The organism is Porphyromonas sp. COT-290 OH3588 (assembly GCF_000769075.1).
Taxonomy (GTDB): domain Bacteria; phylum Bacteroidota; class Bacteroidia; order Bacteroidales; family Porphyromonadaceae; genus Porphyromonas.
In genome coordinates, this window is record NZ_JRFC01000038.1 from 15,673 (window position 1) to 33,082 (window position 17,410).

The following is a 17,410-nucleotide window of genomic DNA, read 5'->3' on the forward strand; positions in this document are numbered from 1 at the left end:
CCTCTCAACGATTATCACGATTATTTTGCTGCTATATCTCTAGGTACACACAATCTAAGTATGCAACACCACAGACCTACCCCATACCATAATTCCAACCCCTCAGGCTATGGATTACAATCACAAACACTTCAATCAAGAGAGAGAGCGTATTGGGCTTCACGCCTCAATACACCCACTCTGGTAAAAAACAGAATAATCCGTTTATCTTAACAAAGCCCCTGCTATACGCCCACAGGCCTTACCATCTCCATAAGGGTTATTGGCTCGGCTCATTTGAGACTATTGCACAATCGCCCTCGTTGCCTCAGTTTCCTAGAAACACCCGAACATGCTTTCGGTAGATGAGGCAAGCCTCCTCCCAAACCTAATTGCCCTAGGCTCGCAGTCCTGCGAGGCCTAGGGCAATCGGGGTATATATGAGACTATTGCGCAATGCACCGCTCAAAGGTTCTTGTATCTTTCTCGGTGTTTTTTGCGTGTTTGAGCGGCTTGGGGAGACTTGAATACTATCCCCCTATCCCCATCCCTGAGGGATATTTCCCTCAGGGATGGGGATTTTACGGTTATTTGACACCTTCAAGCACAAGCAGCCCTGGCATACGTTTGAGATTGTACGCCATAGCTTCAAGAATATTCTGTGTATGCGTTCGTTCTAACCCTCGGTAGCGACAGCGTCCGCCCAAGAACCACCGACGAATACTGCCAAAGGTCCGCTCTATCAAGCACCTTGTCTTACTGATCACACGGTTGAATGCCTTCTGACTCTCGTTAAGAGTCTTCCCCCGAATAGCCTTGAGCATAATGCCGTCCACCAAGCCACGACCAGCCAAGTACTCCGAATTCGAGAACATTGCACAATCACCCTCGCTGCCTCAGTTTCCTAGAAACACCCGAACATGCTTTGGGGAGATGAGGCAAGCCTCCTCCCAAACCTAATTGCCCTAGGCTCGCAGTCCTGCGAGGCCTAGGGCAATCGGGGTATATATAATGTATGGTAGGCTTAACTAAGTGCTAGAACCAAACGCCTCCATTTTCATCGGACTTCTCAGATGTAGTCAGCTTGTAGTTGAACTCCTTAATAAGCGATATAGCATCTACCCCAAAAGCATCCATGAAATCCTTTAAGATTCGGCGATCATTCTGAGAGGCTAACTTATCTATGGTGAAATTCTTAATTGCGGCTTCGAACTCTTCATCTTCGAGACTAGTAATATCATCCTCGATAGCATCATGAGGATATTCAGCATAGACAATGATAGGCAGAGAGATACGAGAAACCACAGTACCTGCCTTAGCATCATGCCAAGCCTTAACAGCCTTATTTTTCTCATCTGCCGATGCAAACTTCCTCAACTCAATATGGAGCGTAAATGACTTAAAGGCTTTAGGGAACTGAAAGTAACCCTTGAGACCCCTTGGGTTGGTGTGGAAAGTAAATGGAGCTCCCTGAGCGTCTTTATCTCCAGTGTGGTGAGGCTTATCATGAGGAGTTGTATCCTTATAAAAGTATTCTACAAGTGTCTTAGGATCCGTGTCAGTATCCTCGTCCACACCTTTACTTCCCCACTTGCTTACATTAGTTAGAGTGAAGAAGTGTTGATACAGACCGTCATTAGCACCTGAGGCAATCTGTTCGTTGATATTCTTACCTGACGCATCCAAGTAATCTATCCATAGACCATAGACACGAGTAGCTAGTCCTTTGTCATCTAGTTTATAACTTACTACGCACCATTTATCTCTCTGCCCACTGGGCACCGTCCAGCCCCCTTTTTCATCACGCTGCATTGTGATTGGTTGCTCGAAGGCTAGATATTTGAGGAATTTCCCTGCAGTTGGGACATAGTGGAAAGCTGGATCAGAGGCAGGAGCATGTAGATGGCCGCCATACAATCCTAAGCGAACACTAGCAGGAGCGAAGCTATCAGAAGCAACTGGGGGGAGCTGCCCGTCTTCTTCTTTCTTTGGTTCCTCCTTTTGCTGCTCGCCTTCATTTTTCTTTTGCTCTTGCTCTGTAGAGGGTTTGTCTGGAGTCTTAATCTCAGGAGTCTGTTTGTCGCAGGAAACAAACCCTAGAGACAAAGCTAAAGCCAAGCTTGTCAAGATTTTTTTGTTCATGATCTACTATTATATTTTGACTGAGTGATGAATAATTACTGAATCTGTATAGGCAAATGCACCTCAATATCAGGCTGCTCGGTAAGGATCTGCCTACGTGTTGGTTTATAGAATTTGGAAGTACTACCATCCTCCTGATACTTACTTTGACCGTGATGCACGAGCCTTACGATCATATTAAGGTCTGTCTGCGTTCTTTTATTGAAGCGTAGCAACCCCTTTAACCCTGTGGGATTAACATTGCCAACAAACTTAGAGTTGTCATCATTGATATCCTCTGTATCGCAGTAGCGATAGTCCCAAGGGGTATCAAAGAACTTGGTGACACGCTTTGCTTCGTTATTCTTATTAAATCGCTCTGCTTGGAAGAAGTGCTGATGAATCTTATCCTGCCCTTCTTGCACAAACTGATAAGTCATCTCTTCGCCATTATAGCTGTAATATCTGATCTTGAAAGAATAGACAGTAGCCGTATTCTCTGTTTCTTCCGAAGCCTTGACAGCAAATTTCTTCACATAGCCAGCTCCGTCGACAATATGCCAACCCTTCTCCTTATCTAGCTTGTAACGTAGTACTTGCTGAGTACCTTCCTTGTACTTAGGGGCCGTGATCGGCAGATTATACTTAGTATTGTCCAAGTCCCCTTCGCCCCATTGTGCCACAGGGAGGGTCCCTTCTACCAAGATGAAGTCAGCCACAAAGGGGTCATCGTGCTTTTTATTCAGCACCTCATTCTCGGGCTTCTTGGTTTCACCCTTCTGCAATCTGTCTAACCTCTGCTTGTCGCAAGCCACAATGCCTAGAGAGAAAACGGCCAGCAGTACTCCTGCCAATACTTTACTACTTCTTTTCATATAACTTTCATTAACATTTAATGTAACTGATCTACCTACTAAAAACGCCACGAAAGCGATAATCTTATATCTCGTCCCAAGTCGTGAGCATAATATCTTGCTCTATTGGTGTATTCCTTATACTCCTTGTTGAAGACATTGTCCCCCGAGAGGGTACACTCAAGGCTGTGACGCTTATTGATCTGCCAAACAAGCCCGAGATCGAAGGAGAAGAGATTATAGGCCTCTGGAGAGGACGCAATCAAGTCTTTCTTCGGGTCGAACCGGTTCTGTTTGGCGACAAATCTATGCCCTAACTTAACAGATGCAGAGAACGTCTTGTTCAGACTAGGAATCCACTCGACATAATGATCAATACGCATTGGAGGAATGAAAGGAAGATAGGCCTGAGATGGCTCCTCGTTCGCCCAAATCAATGCTGTGATAAGGCCGTAAGACCAATCCGAGAATGGTTTGATGTTTAGTGAGAAGTCTGCTCCTCTGAAGAATGCGTTCGTCTGCTTGTACTCAAATATCGGATAGAAGCCCGACACTACTGCCTTTACCTTCGGCTTGCCCGACTCATCTATCGAGGGTTGATCATAGATAAAGTTATTGACCCACTGAAGATACAGATCGAGCTGTACATTGAGCCACGAATTCTGGTAAATCAACGCATTGACCCACTTATAGCTCTGTTCACTTGACAGATTGGGATTACCCTGTACATAGGCTCCAGCACCATGCGAAACACCATTACTATACAACTCGTGTACGTGGGGAGCACGCCACGCAGCTCCAAGGTTACTAGTCAGGCTCAGCCCGTCGAGGAAGTGGTACTTCCCACCGATGCTATAAGTCCAGTTCGTAAACTCTCGATGCCCCCCATAGTATTCGCCGAAGGCATCATAGCCAGCCGCCTTGGTATCCTGATGATCTAGACGAACTCCAACCTCTGCACTCCACTTGCGGGTAATATACTTCTGCATAGCGTAAGCCCCCAAAGTGGCTTCGAAGTAGTTGGGGATTAGTGGCACTACTCCATTGCCCGGCACACTATAGTTATCCGTAAGCACATGCTGCGCGCCGATCTCGCTCTGCCAATACCCATAGGACAGCTCCCAGCGGAGTCGATTCTGCAAGGATAGTAGCGATAGGTCTACCTCTGGGATATGCGAATTATTATTGCGTCGGATGCGATACTCTTTGCGAGCATCCTCTTGCATAGAGATCTGATGGAAGAAGATCCCCCATGCTGTATTCAAGGTCGTTTTGTTACTCAACAGATGATGGACTACACGCTCTCTCGGGTAATCGATCTCTCGACTAAATGCGGTAATAACCTCTTGCGGAGGACGCCCCAGAGCTATTCGCTCACGCAAAAGCTCTTCGTTGCCTAGCTGTGCAAATTTAGGATTGGCCGAGTACTCATCGTAGCGACTGTAAAAAGGCTCTATACGAAAACGCCCTCTGTCGTACCCTAAACCAACAGCAAAGTTTCGCTCAAGAGAGCCAGTATTATTGAGGAGATAGTTAGCCGAAGACTTATCTCCACTCGTGCCATAGGTGCCATGTACACGCCAAGCTATATCTCTATAAAAAGGTAGAGCCCCCTCCAGTCTAAGCGTCTGCATAAACCTGCGCCCATTGCTCCCAACTAGAGTATTGGTTGTACCCGAAAAGGACTCTCTGCGATACGGTAGAGCTTTCTGCTCTAGGACGATCGTTCCGCCCATGGCCTCTGAGCCGTATCGCACACTCTCTGCTCCTTTGATCACGTGGATTGCCCCATTACTATTCATATCAACCTCGGGGGCATGCCCTTCTCCCCACTGCTGCCCCGCTTGTCGCACACCATTATTAACAATGAGGATACGATTGCCGTGCATACCATGGATAACCGGCTTGGCGGTGTTAGCGCCTGTCTGTATCGAGCTCACACCACTTACGCCCTCGAGTAGGGCTGCCAAAGACTTGCCTATCGACTTATTGATCTGCTCCGAACCTATTTTGCTAGCAACTGCATTAACCGAGGTGCTACGACGCTCGGCCTTGACCAAGACCTCGTCTAGGCTGGACTGCTCTGGTGTAAGGTAAACAGTGTGCTTACCTCTGCTCTTGAGTATCTGACTGACGGGGACACGCTGCTCTCGGTAGCCTACATAGCGGACGAGGATAGAGCCCTGACTATTTAGATTCTTGGGAAGTACAACCTGCCCTTTCTTGTCGGTAACGAGTGCCGAAGTAGGCGAAAGAATGACATATGCAGCCTCTACGGGGGATTGACTATCCTGCTCAACAACGCTGAGGACAATACTTTCACTCTTCTGAGCCCAAGACAGAGCTGAGAGCTGAACTAGCAAACACGATAATAAAATGATTCTTCTAAAAGTATCTCGACACATAGTTAAGATGAAGTGTAGTCCACTAAGCGCAAAGGTAAAGAGTTTTTCATGTACTCTCAGCAAAAAAACAAGATAAAATCTCAGCGATACTACCCACACAAAACGTCATCTGGCTCACAACCTCAAACAAATCGGGAGGACCAGCTACGTCCTCACTCTCTGATCAAAGACGAGGTGTACTCCGCTCTACTCATAAACATCATATCACATTGCCAATGCTCAGACGATACATAGCCTAACAAATCTTAAAGGGGCTGCGCCAAAGTCTAACTTTGGTCACAGCCCCTTTGAGGTCTATCAGAGATTTACTCTACATAGTATATGGGTATTTAGTCTGCTATACTATCAGAGAGCTACCTTGAACGCTTCGTTACCCACGATCACTACATAAGCCTCCGAGGCCAAGCCAGTCATCGTAATATCAGAGTTGCCAGAGTCGTCTACCAAGAGCGTTGCCCCAGACATATTAAATATGGTAACCTTTGTCTTCATAGGATTCTTGATGTACAACGTCCCGTCTACGGCATAGACATCAGCCTGTACTAATCGATGAAGCACCTCTGCGCCTACTTTATTCTGCACGGTTACATAGTCCGAGTATTGACTTTTCTTGAACTTGGCTTGGGCAAACTGATTCTCGGGATCTTTGCCACGAACAGCTACGACACGTACATGAATAGGGGTAACTAGCTTAGCAGCGGGTCCTACTATCTTGACATCATGCTCCGATCCATCTACGAGCTGCTTCAGGTAACAAGCATCACGGAATACCTCTCCCCTCTTGTAGTTTTGAGTAATCTTCAAGTTATCTACGTAGAGGTTATCGTACCCCTTCACTGCGAAAATACCCAACTTAGAGCGCTTGGCTCCCTTGGTGAAAGGCAACTCATAAGTAGTCCACTTGGGACTTACCTTCTCGGGATATACAAGCTCTACTTGCTTAAATAATCCTATCTCTTCGTCATAGGTAAAGAGAGCTATCGCAGCCTCCGTTTGACGAGAATCAATGACTTTACCGTCATTATCTTTTGTCTGACCGATGGCACCCCAAAGATCGACTTTGACCTTGAACTTACCTTCATCTTTGGAGAGGTCCATCTCTTCGGACTGTAGACTCACGATCTGATTAGAATTGAAGTAGTGCCAACCGTCCAAGCAAATCATGCCTTTGTAGGCCGCATGATTATATCCCAACCAACCTGCTTGAACCGTTTCTACTGCACGCCCCGTCATGCTAAATACCCGCGCTTCGGGGTCTGGGTTTTCGGGGGTAAATTCAGATAATTCTCCTTTTTCGTTCCTCACGTTGGCAAAGTCTTCATCTGCAATGACAAACTCTCCGTCCTGCTGAGCTGTACGATCGTAGTATGCCCATACATTATAGGCTGTCGCCGAGGGCACTTTAGCCCAAGATACATTGAACGCTCCATCGACAGCTGGGCCTTTGATAGGATTAACCACAGGAGCTTCCAGCTCATCTAGCTCTTTGTAGGGAGCAGGGACAGACTTCTTATCACCCTTAGTAGCAGCCAAAGTATAGAAGTAAATCCCCCCTGAGGTGAGGCCAGAGAGGTTATAGACCTGTGTATCTCCTCCCGAGATCTTTCGCTCTTTCACCACATACTCCCTGCGGGTAGGCTGAGGCATTCCGGGACGTGGCGCTGGCTCTCCCGAAGGCATCAAACGATACACACTCAGCAGATAGCCATCGGCTTCCTTGACTTTAAGCCAGCGAATGTCTACCGATGCCCCCTTATAGTTAAGAGGTTCTCGGATAATAGGCATTGCCACAAAAGGCTTAACGATAGAAATCTCAATCTCATCAATGAAGACTCCATAGTCCTCATTTTGTGCCCTCTTGACGATATTCACAATCATACTGTTGCCAGCACCCTGAAAGAGAAAGTAGTAGTCCTTCCATTCGGTAGAAAGATTGGTAACATGAATAGGCTCTCCAATTCTCCATGTTGGGGACATATTGAAGGTTTCTGCCGCCTCTACTGTGAGCATCGCTCCCTCGCCATCTTGTAGAGGTCTTGATGCACGAGCTCTTATCTTGACAAAAAAGTTACCTTGTTCCTTGGAAAGGTCTATCAGGTGTGTGTTGATCTTCGCCTCTCTCTCGGCCATATAGAGTGTACCGCCAGCCGAGTAGACATTGCCAGCCCCCCATATCTCTCCATTCTCGGCATACTCCCTCTTCATATTGAACCAAACGGGGTACTCCGATATCGGTGTTTCGTCACTATCTAGATATATTCTGGTATTGAAGTCTGGTTTTTCCTCGGTACCCATAGTTAGTTTAGAGAATGTTTCTCTGACAACCACCGTCTTCTCCCCGTACGTTTCGGGAGTTTCTGCTGCGGGAAGTCGCATATTCACTGGCTCTTGAGAGGGGAGCGCTACTCTTCCCTTCACTTTTTCTTTTATGGCACTTTGAGGATTCTCAAACGAGTAGTGAGCGCTTGTCGCTTCCAAAGTAAACGACGAAGCAAGCACTACACTTGCCAACACAGAAGCAATTGTAATTAGTCTTTTCATCCTTCTAAAAAAATAATTGTTAGACTTTTGTGATATATCCCTTTCCTCAACATAAGGAGATTGAGGATTTGGGTAGAATCTATCAGACAGTTATCAGGGGCACCATTAAGGGCTTCGGGCACAAATAGGGAGGAGGGCCTGCCTTATGATCAAGGTCTATTCGTCCGCTTGTGCGGGCCTTTACAAGGAAACAACACCGCCCCCCTCTTTGGGGAGATACGAATACTTGTACTAAGATAGGTAGTTTGTTTCAAATAAACAAATGTCAGCAAAAAACAGCGGATTGTCTTGAGCATAGCGTCTTAGCTCTAGTTAGCTCTAGGCGAAATCTACTAGCCTACAAGGGATATTCCTTGCCATGCAAAACAAGACCTACCTTCGTCTTTACAAGCTTATTATTCTCCATTGCACAAAGACCATAACTTGAACTTAAGGTTCTATTCTTCTCTCTAGGAGAGTTCTCTAGGCTATTGAGATCTGAGTAAGCTCTAGTTTGCACACACATAAATCTTCTCTTTGGTTAAAAATCGCAAAGAAAAATGCCCTCAAAAGATCGAGCAAATGCCACGAAACCTCTAAAGGCAACCGCAGCTGCTCGCAAAATTGAAGGACTAACTCCGAGAGATTGTAGGATTCATTCATCAAGATGTGTCCATCAATTCAAAACGATTAATGGGAAGAAAACCCCAGAAACAAACTACAAACACATAAATCCACTCTCCAAAAAGACACAACGTATTATATATAAGATCATTATAAAAACCCGTTATAACGGGCTTTTTCGAACCGATGGAGCACCAAGGCCAAGACGAAGCAAAATCGAACCTAGGAGCCACTAGGCGGCCTATACAAGGTCCCCCCTTATACACTGAAACATCAAGAAGTTTTCCCATCAATAATCCGAGATGTGACCCAAAATATAAATTGAGGCGATGAAACCAGATTGCCTAAATAATGGCTCCAATAAGCTATCGAGATTGACTTGTTGCAAGACTACTCTCACATCAAACAACTTACTAATACAGCCCCTTCACGCAGATCCGTGCAAGGCTATTCACACAATTACACAAAAAGAACAGTCGATACAAAAGTGCAATTAATACAGCTTAATGGGTATCGCAATCAATTTAATCGAAAATATGTACTTTTGCTCGGAATTAACAAAACCTCGCCTTACCCCGAGTGGGCAACGCTAGGCGAGCTATTATATTGAATATGAAGATTCTGCAACAGCGCTTGGCGCAGTACACAGAGCCCCAACAGGCTCAAGCGGCAGGGATTTATCCATACTTTCGCAAGATAGAGAGCGATCAGGATACAGAAGTCATCATTGATGGGCGTAAGGTGCTTATGTTTGGCTCCAACTCCTATCTTGGCCTCACGAATCATCCAGAGGTCAAGGCTGCAGCCGCAGAGGCCTTAGAGAAGTATGGCACTGGGTGTGCTGGAAGCCGTTTCCTAAATGGCACACTAGATATACATCTGGAGCTGGAGAAACGTCTGGCCGAGTTTATGGGTAAGGAAGATGCTATCATTTTCTCCACTGGGTTTCAAGTTAATTTAGGTGTCATCTCTTGCTTGACTGGGCGAGAGGACTTCATCATCTGGGACTCCCTCAATCATGCATCTATCATCGAGGGGATCCGCCTCGGCCTAGGCAAAAGCCTCAAATACAAGCATAATGATATGGATGCTCTGGAGCGTAGGCTCCAGCAGTGTAGCCCAGATAAGGTCAAGCTAATCATCGTTGATGGGGTTTTCTCCATGGAGGGTGACGTGTGCAACCTACCAGAAATAGTAAGGCTGGCCAAGAAATATAATGCAGCGGTCATGGTAGACGAGGCTCATGGAATCGGCGTCATGGGTAGCCATGGTCGTGGCGTCTGCGACCACTTTGGTCTAACCAAGGACGTGGATTTGATTATGGGTACTTTCAGCAAATCCTTCGCCTCAATTGGTGGCTTCATCGCTGGAGATGCTACACTGATCAATTATATTCGCCATCACGCTCGCTCGTATATCTTCAGTGCGAGTGCCACACCTGCAGCCACTGCGGCTGCTATGGCATCACTAGACATCATGCTACGTGAGCCCGAGCGAGTGGAGCAGCTACAAGCCAAGACGACCTACTGCCTAGAGCGATTCCGCACTTTTGGCTTCGAGATTGGCAACACGTCTACACCGATCATTCCGATTTTTGTACGTGACAATAACCTCACGTTCCTCATCACTCGGGAACTCTTTGATGCAGGTGTCTTCGTCAATCCCGTGGTATCTCCAGCAGTTGCACCAGAGGATACACTCATTCGCTTCTCTCTAATGTCTACGCACACCTACGAGCAGCTAGACACAGCGATCGAGCGTATCTACCAGATCTTCCAAAAGCATGGTTTACTCAAATAGAGCTTAGCCTCTAAATACAAGAACTCCCCCTAGACAATCCAACTGGATATCTAGGGGGAGCTTTTATTAAGAGCTTTATATATTCGGTAGCCTAGAGCTTATAAGACACACCAATGTGTGCAGCAGCAATGCCATAGCCGAACTCTAGGTTAGCAGCTAGTCTATCGGTGAAGTAGTAGCGTGCACCAATGAAGCTACTCCAAGCTGAACCGCTATTTGTACTGGTAGCATCTAGAACTATAGGACCAGAATAGCCATAGTGGCTATTACTCGTCACTCTATAACCAAGCATCAAACCAATATAGGTGTCTAGCTTGTCTACGAATTGGTAGTGTAGAGCACCACGGCCACCAAGCACGAAGTTAGAAGACTTATAACCCTGCGCTACGTTGAGGATTGAGGTCTTATAGTCGAGTCCGTAGTAACCAGCATAGGCACCAACACCGATAGAGGACTTATCATCAAACAAATTGTCCTTGATGCTGTACTCAAAAGAGGCGGCGATGGGAGGAACAACCATACTACCAGAGCTGTAGACTCCTAAACCAATACCTGCACCAACAACCTTAGTGCCTTGAGAGAAAGTGTCGTTCTGAGCTTGAGCCCCTAGGCCTAGCAACATCGCACCGATGAGAAATAGTTTTTTCATTTTTAGTGTAATAATAATTTTATTCTTCCGTCTACTCTATTGGAGGCTTTTCGACATACGCCTGCATTTAATAGTTAAACACAAAAATAGAATTTGTCCGTCAATATGTAAAATATCTCACATATTGACGGACAAATTCTATTACCTTTTTCGCTCTCTGAGCTCCTAGCGCAGATTGATCTGCGTCCTAAAATCGCCAGAGGCAACAACATATCGTCCTCTAGGCAGCGTAGACAGATCTATACGTGTCGTCCCCTCACCCACTTCGGCTTGCAGAACCAGAGCTCCCGAGAGTGCATATAGGCGTACAGTATCAGCTTCTTTCAAAGTGACATTAACATGATCGGTCGCATCTGTAGGGTAAATCTCGGGCTGCACAAACACACCTGCCACAGAAGCTGCACCATCTACGCTCCACCCCTTCTTCTGGGCTGCATTCTTGTTGGCTGCGGAGAGCTGATTGTTCTCATTACTTTTCGCCACAACGTTGAAAATGGCAGCCTGACCTTGACCATTAACATCTGGCAGTTGCCCCACTAGACTCGTCATGAGCTTATCATTGATACTATTGCGGGTCGCATCGATATATCTAATCTTAGGACATTTTGCCACTGAGAGCAACCGAAGTTTTCCACCAGAGCTCACATCGACACGCTCTAGAGAGCCAACCTCATCTAGTATCACTGCAATCAAATTGGGGCAGTTGGTCAAAGTAACAGATTTAATCGTACGCGCTCCGGACATATACAACCTCTTGAGGTGTTGGAGGCCAGTAAAATCGATGTCGTCAAACCAAGCCTTAATCGAGAAGATCTCTTCAATCAGTGGGCTATTCTTCAGATTCAGCTTAGGGAAGAAAGCAGCCTCACACTGCAGATACTTGAGTTTGGGCAGATTGTCCAAATTAACTTCATTAGCTCCACAGTTCGTGATGTAGAGCTCCTCTAGCTCTCCGCCACTTGGCAGGATAATCCGTTTGATATGCTGGGTCTGTCCCGTCCCACCAAGGGGCTTTCTTAGGCCATTATCTTGCATCTGTATTGGACGCTTGCCCAGTGCTAGGACCTTCAGCTTGGACAGCATAGAGAAGTCGAAGATACGCTCCTCGGGGCGTGACCTAAAAACATTGGGCGTCGTCAGGTCTATTTCTTCCAGATTGGGAGCTCCCGAGAAATCAAACTTCTGCAAACCTGCATCAATAAGGCGCAGCTTCTTGAGCAGACGTTGGTCCCCCGTGATTTCGACAGAGAAGATATTGGAGTTCTCGATATGAAGCTCTACAATATCTCCACCGATCAAGATAGGCTGGCCTTTAGTCCCTGTGTACCTACCTGCTCCATTATACGCCTCCTGAACACCAGAGATGCGGATATTATTACCTTCTACCTTGGCTATTTGGAGCGTAACGTGCTCTTCTTTGGGATCGATATTCAGCTTGATATCACCTTGAGCCTCCAGCTGAGAGGAGGCCAATAAGGCAACACCTAGGGCTACTAAATATCTATAACCTGTGAATAAAGTTTTCATCATTCGTATCTTGTATTAAATTAACACTTATGTCTAAGGACAATAGCCTCAGATCTGTTTACTACGTAACAAAGTTACACAAAAATATCCCTGCCGAAGCAGCAAATAATTTTGGATTTCTTGTAAAACAGCTATTTACGCCACTTCTTCGTTTTCCTAAACTCTTTATAGCGCTCATTGATATAGTCGATCGCATACTCGATCATCGTATCACGACCTTGGGCTATATCCTCTCTTCGCAGAGCGACTTGATAGTCTGGAGCAATGCCTAGCTCTATATTATTACCCTGCATATCAAACGTCTGGGTCGAGGAAAAACGAATACCCCAACCATTGGGTAGCTCACTAGACATCGGCAAGCCTCCTCCCCCACCGGTGCGATCGCCTACGACCGTAACCAGTGGTAGCCCCTTCATCTTGAGCGTAAAATCATTCGCAGCACTATATACTCCTCGGTTCGTCAGGAGCACTACTGGCTTTACCCACACTACTCCAGACTGCAGAGGGGCGAGATGAATGGGAGTGGGTGACGAAAAATCTTGATGTCCGGGGCCGACTTTGTGCCGTGTGGTACCGACAGTTCGAGCCTCTCTCATAAAATAGCGGGCGAATAGATCACTCGTAGACACATTACCCCCTCCATTGCTTCTGATATCGACAATCAGCGCACGACACTTACTCAGACGACTTAGAGAAGCATTGAGATTGCTCGAACTCAGCGAAGAGGCAAAACTAGAGAATCGCAGATAACCGATGCTGTCGTGAACGTGATCATTGTGCTCGATCATGGAGTATCGCAGCCCACCAGCGATGCGATACTTATCCCCAAGGTAGCGGCTAACGAGATCGGAGGAGAAGTTGCTCGGATAGTCGGTTTGCCAATTCCAGTAACGTCCGTAGTCGAAGGGAGTAATCAGATTGACATGCCCGTCCTTGAGCTCGGACATCAGTTCCGTCATTACCAAGAAAAGCGAATCATTGGTCATGCCTCTACGGATCTTGGGCAAATGCTTGTGGTACATATCTCGCCACGATGAGTCTTTGGGGAGCTTGAGGTCGAAGAAAGAGTAATGCTTGTCGAGCGTTTCCCACAAAACATTGTAGTTATGTAGCGGATCTGCTGAGAAGTCTTCTCTCACAGAGCACCCACTAAACACAAGCAGTCCGATCAGTAGGCTGGCAATTATCTTAGCTTTCATCATTACAGGGGGATCAAGGAGCGTTCGTCCGTAAGTAATCTGCGCCCTCCCATAGGCTTGATATAGGTCGTAACGCCAAAGTAAAAGGTATGGTCTATCTGACTATTGTAGGTATGGTTGAGCGTCCACTGGCGGACTTGAGCACGATATCCGAGAGAGAGGTGTCCGTAGTCCCAAACAGGGATGTCAATTGCGAGGCGAAATTGATGAGCAAGTGTATTGCCTAGATGAATCAGACGGAAGCGATCGAGCGTTTGTCTGTGCTCTCTCTCGTAGAGTTCATAATAGTTCTCTCCAAACTCTTGGGCAAAAGCGGTCCCAAGGAGATCCATGCGGCTAGACAAACGAACTCTTGCGGGGAAGCGTCGCCATGGAAGTTGGTACCCATAATGTACATTAGCCGTGAGTGCTAGATCCACCTTGGCAGTTGCGGGATTATTGCCATTACGAGAGCTGTACAGTGTTCCTAGACCACCCGTTACACCAGCACCTACATACAATCGCCCCCAAACACCTGAGCCAAGGCGACACATCAGGCTACGCTCTAGACGAAGCTGTAGCCGCCTAATGGAAGCATTATTGGCCGGATTGAGGGTTTGTCCATAGTCGAGAGCCACAACCGAATGGTGTAGCCATCTAGTATCCGCAACACGAGAGGTCGTAGGCCACCAAGAGGGGAGTAGCTCTCTCTCTCGGACCAAACCATCCCTGCGATAGCCATAGCGCATTCTCTCAGATAGATAGCTGAGTGTATAGCCTCCGTAGCGCAGTGGCGAGAGATACCTATCTTCGAGCAATAGCCCTCCTACACCTATGTAATAGCTACGCTGCTGCAAGTTGTAGCTAGTCAGCCTAGGCTCACGAGGCAAAAGCTCGGAGCCTAGCTGCTTGAGTTGCGCCTCGGCCGACGAACCAATCGCAAGCAACAATGCCAAGCAAATACTAAGCTTCTGTAGCTTCATCTTCACCATCAAATAATCCTTGTTCGTAGTGGCCATCATCGTCACTGTCTTCGTATCGAGAGGCCTGCGCCTCATTCTGCATCTGCAGAGGGCTTTCCTTAAGAGCTGGCAACTCTTCAATATAGCCAAGCGGATAGGTAGCTAGGCGTTTGCCTCTTGCCCTGATACTTTTGACCATTGCAAAACTCTCCACATCTACCTCACTTGATTTTCCCTCCTCTGGTTGCTCATCTCGAGAGATCTGTAGGCGTGGATAATAAGTATCTGTTAGGAGTATCAATCTATTCTGTGGATTATCTCCTAGGATCTGCTCTCGCTTCTGCTCGTGCTCTATGGGGAATCGCTTGATGTATGGATATCCTTGCTCAGCGTCCCAATAGACAGCAGTCCAGAGCTTGCGCTCGTCATGCTTCTCTAGTTTGATAATCCCCTCCTCGAAGTGATTTGTATCACTAAAGTCTGTGGTATAGCATTCACCACTCTCCAAGATAACGAGAATGCGATCTCGGGCATCGAACTCTCCCAATCGCTCTCCTTGACCATTATAGTTTAGCCGCATCACATCACGATCGAACCATACTTCCCGTCCTCCTAGAGTAGAGAAACCTTTGCTATGCAGCTTGATGCCACTAACCTCGGCCTTAGTCACCAAAATACCCACAGCCCCCTTGCCTTTGATTGCGATATCGCTGAAGTCACGCTCAAACTCAAAAAGCCTCTGCTTGCGGCTATGCATCTTGAGCTTAATGGTAATCTTCTCCGCCTCTCCATTGCTATTAGCCGAGAAATAGAGAATGCGGGACTTATCACCCCCACGAGTAAGATCGTAGATCTTCTCTCGTATAATGCCCGAGAGGGCAAAGCGCTTGGCATAGCTCGCTCCGGTAGCCCCATCTTTGTAGACTACATTATATATGGTACGATCATCGCCACGTAAGAATCGAGCCACGTGTACGACTTCCTCCTTACCATAAAATCGCTTGTCCTCTACCTTGAAGACCATGTATTTACCCGATCGAAAGAACATCACGATGTCGTCTAGCTCCGAACAGTTGACCACAAACTCTCCGTCCTTGAGCCCTATACCAACGAAGCCCTCTGAACGATTGATGTAGAGCTTGCTGTCCAGCTCGGCAACTTTGACGACCTCTATCGAGCCGAAGTTCATAATCTTAGTTCGCCTAGGATAGGCAGCACCATAGCGAGCCTCAAGGTGTTCATACCAACGGATACAATAGTCTGTGATATGTTTGATGTCGTGCTTAATGCGCTCTATGTCCTGCTGTATCTCGAGCATCTGCGCCTCGTGCTTGGGGAGATTGAAGCGCAGGATACGTGCCATTCTAATTTCTAGGAGGCGTTTGAGGTCGTCCTGTTCGACAGGGCGGATAAACTGAGCTTTGAATGGTTCAATCCTTCGATCAATGTGCTCCAAGGCTGCTAGCTCACTACTCGCCTCTTCAAATTCTCGATCCTTATAGATACGTTCCTCGATGAATATGCGCTCAAGCGAGGCAGAGAGATACTGCTCCTCTCGCTCGCTGAGCTTCATTCTGAGTTCCATATCGAAGAGCTTCTTCGTGCGCTCCACGCAGTATCGCAGTAGCTCGCTGACGTTGGTAAAGAGCGGCTTGTCGTCGTAGATCACACAGCAGTTTGGGGAGATGCTCAGCTCACAGTCGGTAAACGCATAGAGTGCGTCAATTGCCTTATCCGAAGAAACGCCTGCTGCTAGAGTAATACGTATATCGGTCGTCGCTGCCGTCATATCATCGACACGCTTGATGCGTATCTTACCTTTCTCCACAGCCTTGAGAATGCTCTCAATAAGCGATGTTGTAGTCTTACCTGCAGGCAACTCCGATATGGAAAGGGTACGGCTATCTATTTTCTCAATCTTAGCACGGCTCTTGAGCGATCCCCCACGCTCGCCATCATTGTAGCGTACCACATCAATCAGCCCTCCAGTAGGGAAGTCCGGATATAGTGCAAAGGGTTCGCCCTTGAGATAGGCACAAGCCGCCTGACACAGCTCAACGAAGTTGTGCGGCAAGATCTTGGACGAAAGCCCTACGGCAATCCCCTCTGCGCCCTGAGCAAGCAGGAGCGGGAAGCGTACTGGCAGGGCAACGGGCTCCTCAGTCGTACCATCATAGGTTTTCTTCCACTGCGTGATGCGCTCACCGAATACGGATTCCAGAGCAAATGCCGATAACTTCGCCTCGATATATCGACCAGCAGCTGCCGAGTCCCCCGTAAGGATATTCCCCCAGTTGCCTTGAGTGTCTATCAAATAGCCCTTTTGCCCCAACTGAACAAGTGCATCGTTGATAGAGGCATCGCCGTGCGGGTGATACTTCATCGTCGTCCCAGCGATATTCTGCACCTTGATCAGCTTGCCATTATCCAGTACACGCATATTATGTAGGATCCGTCGCTGCACGGGTTTGAGTCCGTCATCTATATGTGGCACGGCCCTCTCTAGGATCACATACGAGGCATAGTCGAGAAACCAAGTTCTATACATTCGGCTCAGATAGCTGAGCTCTGGCTTATACTCGGGAACAACCTCGGGCAAGGCTTCATCAGCTAGCACACCGAACTCCGATGGCTGATCTGTGGGAGCTTCTGCTTCTACCGTATTGAGAGGAGATAGGTCTTCTTGTTCGCTTGGGGGGAGTATATCTTCGGGGCGCATCTTGTTTGATTAAATTGCTATTATGCAAAGATAAGCAAGATTTGGCGCACTAGCCGCTCCTATCTTCCCTCA

At 47.2% G+C, this 17,410-nt stretch carries 10 protein-coding genes and 1 pseudogene; 1 reads left to right on the plus strand and 10 read right to left on the minus strand.

What is annotated here, in order from left to right; all coding sequences use genetic code 11:
- Positions 1-566 precede the first annotated feature (566 nt).
- The 5 genes and pseudogenes from HQ48_RS09240 to HQ48_RS07620 form a co-directional block, all read right to left on the minus strand.
- Positions 567-845: pseudogene (locus tag HQ48_RS09240) on the minus strand (transposase); the annotation flags it as partial.
- Between the two features lie 169 nt (positions 846-1,014).
- Positions 1,015-2,121 (minus strand): hypothetical protein, encoded by a 1,107-nt coding sequence (locus HQ48_RS07605; protein WP_044232929.1) that lies wholly within the window; start codon positions 2,119-2,121, stop codon positions 1,015-1,017.
- Between the two features lie 35 nt (positions 2,122-2,156).
- A complete protein-coding gene (locus tag HQ48_RS07610; RefSeq protein ID WP_044232930.1) occupies positions 2,157-2,975 on the minus strand; it encodes a hypothetical protein in 819 nt (272 codons plus the stop codon).
- A 38-nt stretch (positions 2,976-3,013) separates the two neighbouring features.
- The gene (locus tag HQ48_RS07615; RefSeq protein WP_052409023.1) at positions 3,014-5,317 is read right to left on the minus strand and encodes a TonB-dependent receptor domain-containing protein; all 2,304 of its coding nucleotides are present in this window, start codon (positions 5,315-5,317) and stop codon (positions 3,014-3,016) included.
- A 387-nt stretch (positions 5,318-5,704) separates the two neighbouring features.
- Entirely contained in the window at positions 5,705-7,777 is a 2,073-nt protein-coding gene (locus HQ48_RS07620) for a hypothetical protein (protein ID WP_160225958.1), read from the minus strand.
- A 1,338-nt stretch (positions 7,778-9,115) separates the two neighbouring features.
- Between HQ48_RS07620 and HQ48_RS07625 the strand changes: the two genes are divergently transcribed.
- Positions 9,116-10,303: a pyridoxal phosphate-dependent aminotransferase family protein gene (locus HQ48_RS07625; protein ID WP_044187091.1), complete on the plus strand. Its 1,188-nt coding sequence runs from the start codon at positions 9,116-9,118 to the stop codon at positions 10,301-10,303.
- Between the two features lie 91 nt (positions 10,304-10,394).
- Here HQ48_RS07625 and HQ48_RS09075 read toward each other — a convergent pair whose 3' ends face one another.
- From HQ48_RS09075 to HQ48_RS07650, 5 genes are all read right to left on the minus strand, one after another.
- Positions 10,395-10,952: a hypothetical protein gene (locus tag HQ48_RS09075; RefSeq protein ID WP_152568352.1), complete on the minus strand. Its 558-nt coding sequence runs from the start codon at positions 10,950-10,952 to the stop codon at positions 10,395-10,397.
- A gap of 165 nt (positions 10,953-11,117) precedes the next feature.
- Complete coding sequence (locus HQ48_RS07635) at positions 11,118-12,482, minus strand: hypothetical protein (RefSeq protein WP_044232933.1); 1,365 nt, start codon at positions 12,480-12,482, stop codon at positions 11,118-11,120.
- A gap of 128 nt (positions 12,483-12,610) precedes the next feature.
- Entirely contained in the window at positions 12,611-13,678 is a 1,068-nt protein-coding gene (locus HQ48_RS07640; protein ID WP_052409030.1) for a S41 family peptidase, read from the minus strand.
- A 2-nt stretch (positions 13,679-13,680) separates the two neighbouring features.
- The gene (locus tag HQ48_RS07645) at positions 13,681-14,679 is read right to left on the minus strand and encodes a DUF3316 domain-containing protein (protein ID WP_160225960.1); all 999 of its coding nucleotides are present in this window, start codon (positions 14,677-14,679) and stop codon (positions 13,681-13,683) included.
- Positions 14,621-17,338, minus strand: a complete 2,718-nt coding sequence (locus tag HQ48_RS07650; protein WP_044232938.1) for a DNA gyrase/topoisomerase IV subunit A — start codon at positions 17,336-17,338, stop codon at positions 14,621-14,623. The genes HQ48_RS07645 and HQ48_RS07650 overlap by 59 nt, the downstream gene beginning before the upstream one ends.
- Positions 17,339-17,410 lie beyond the last annotated feature (72 nt).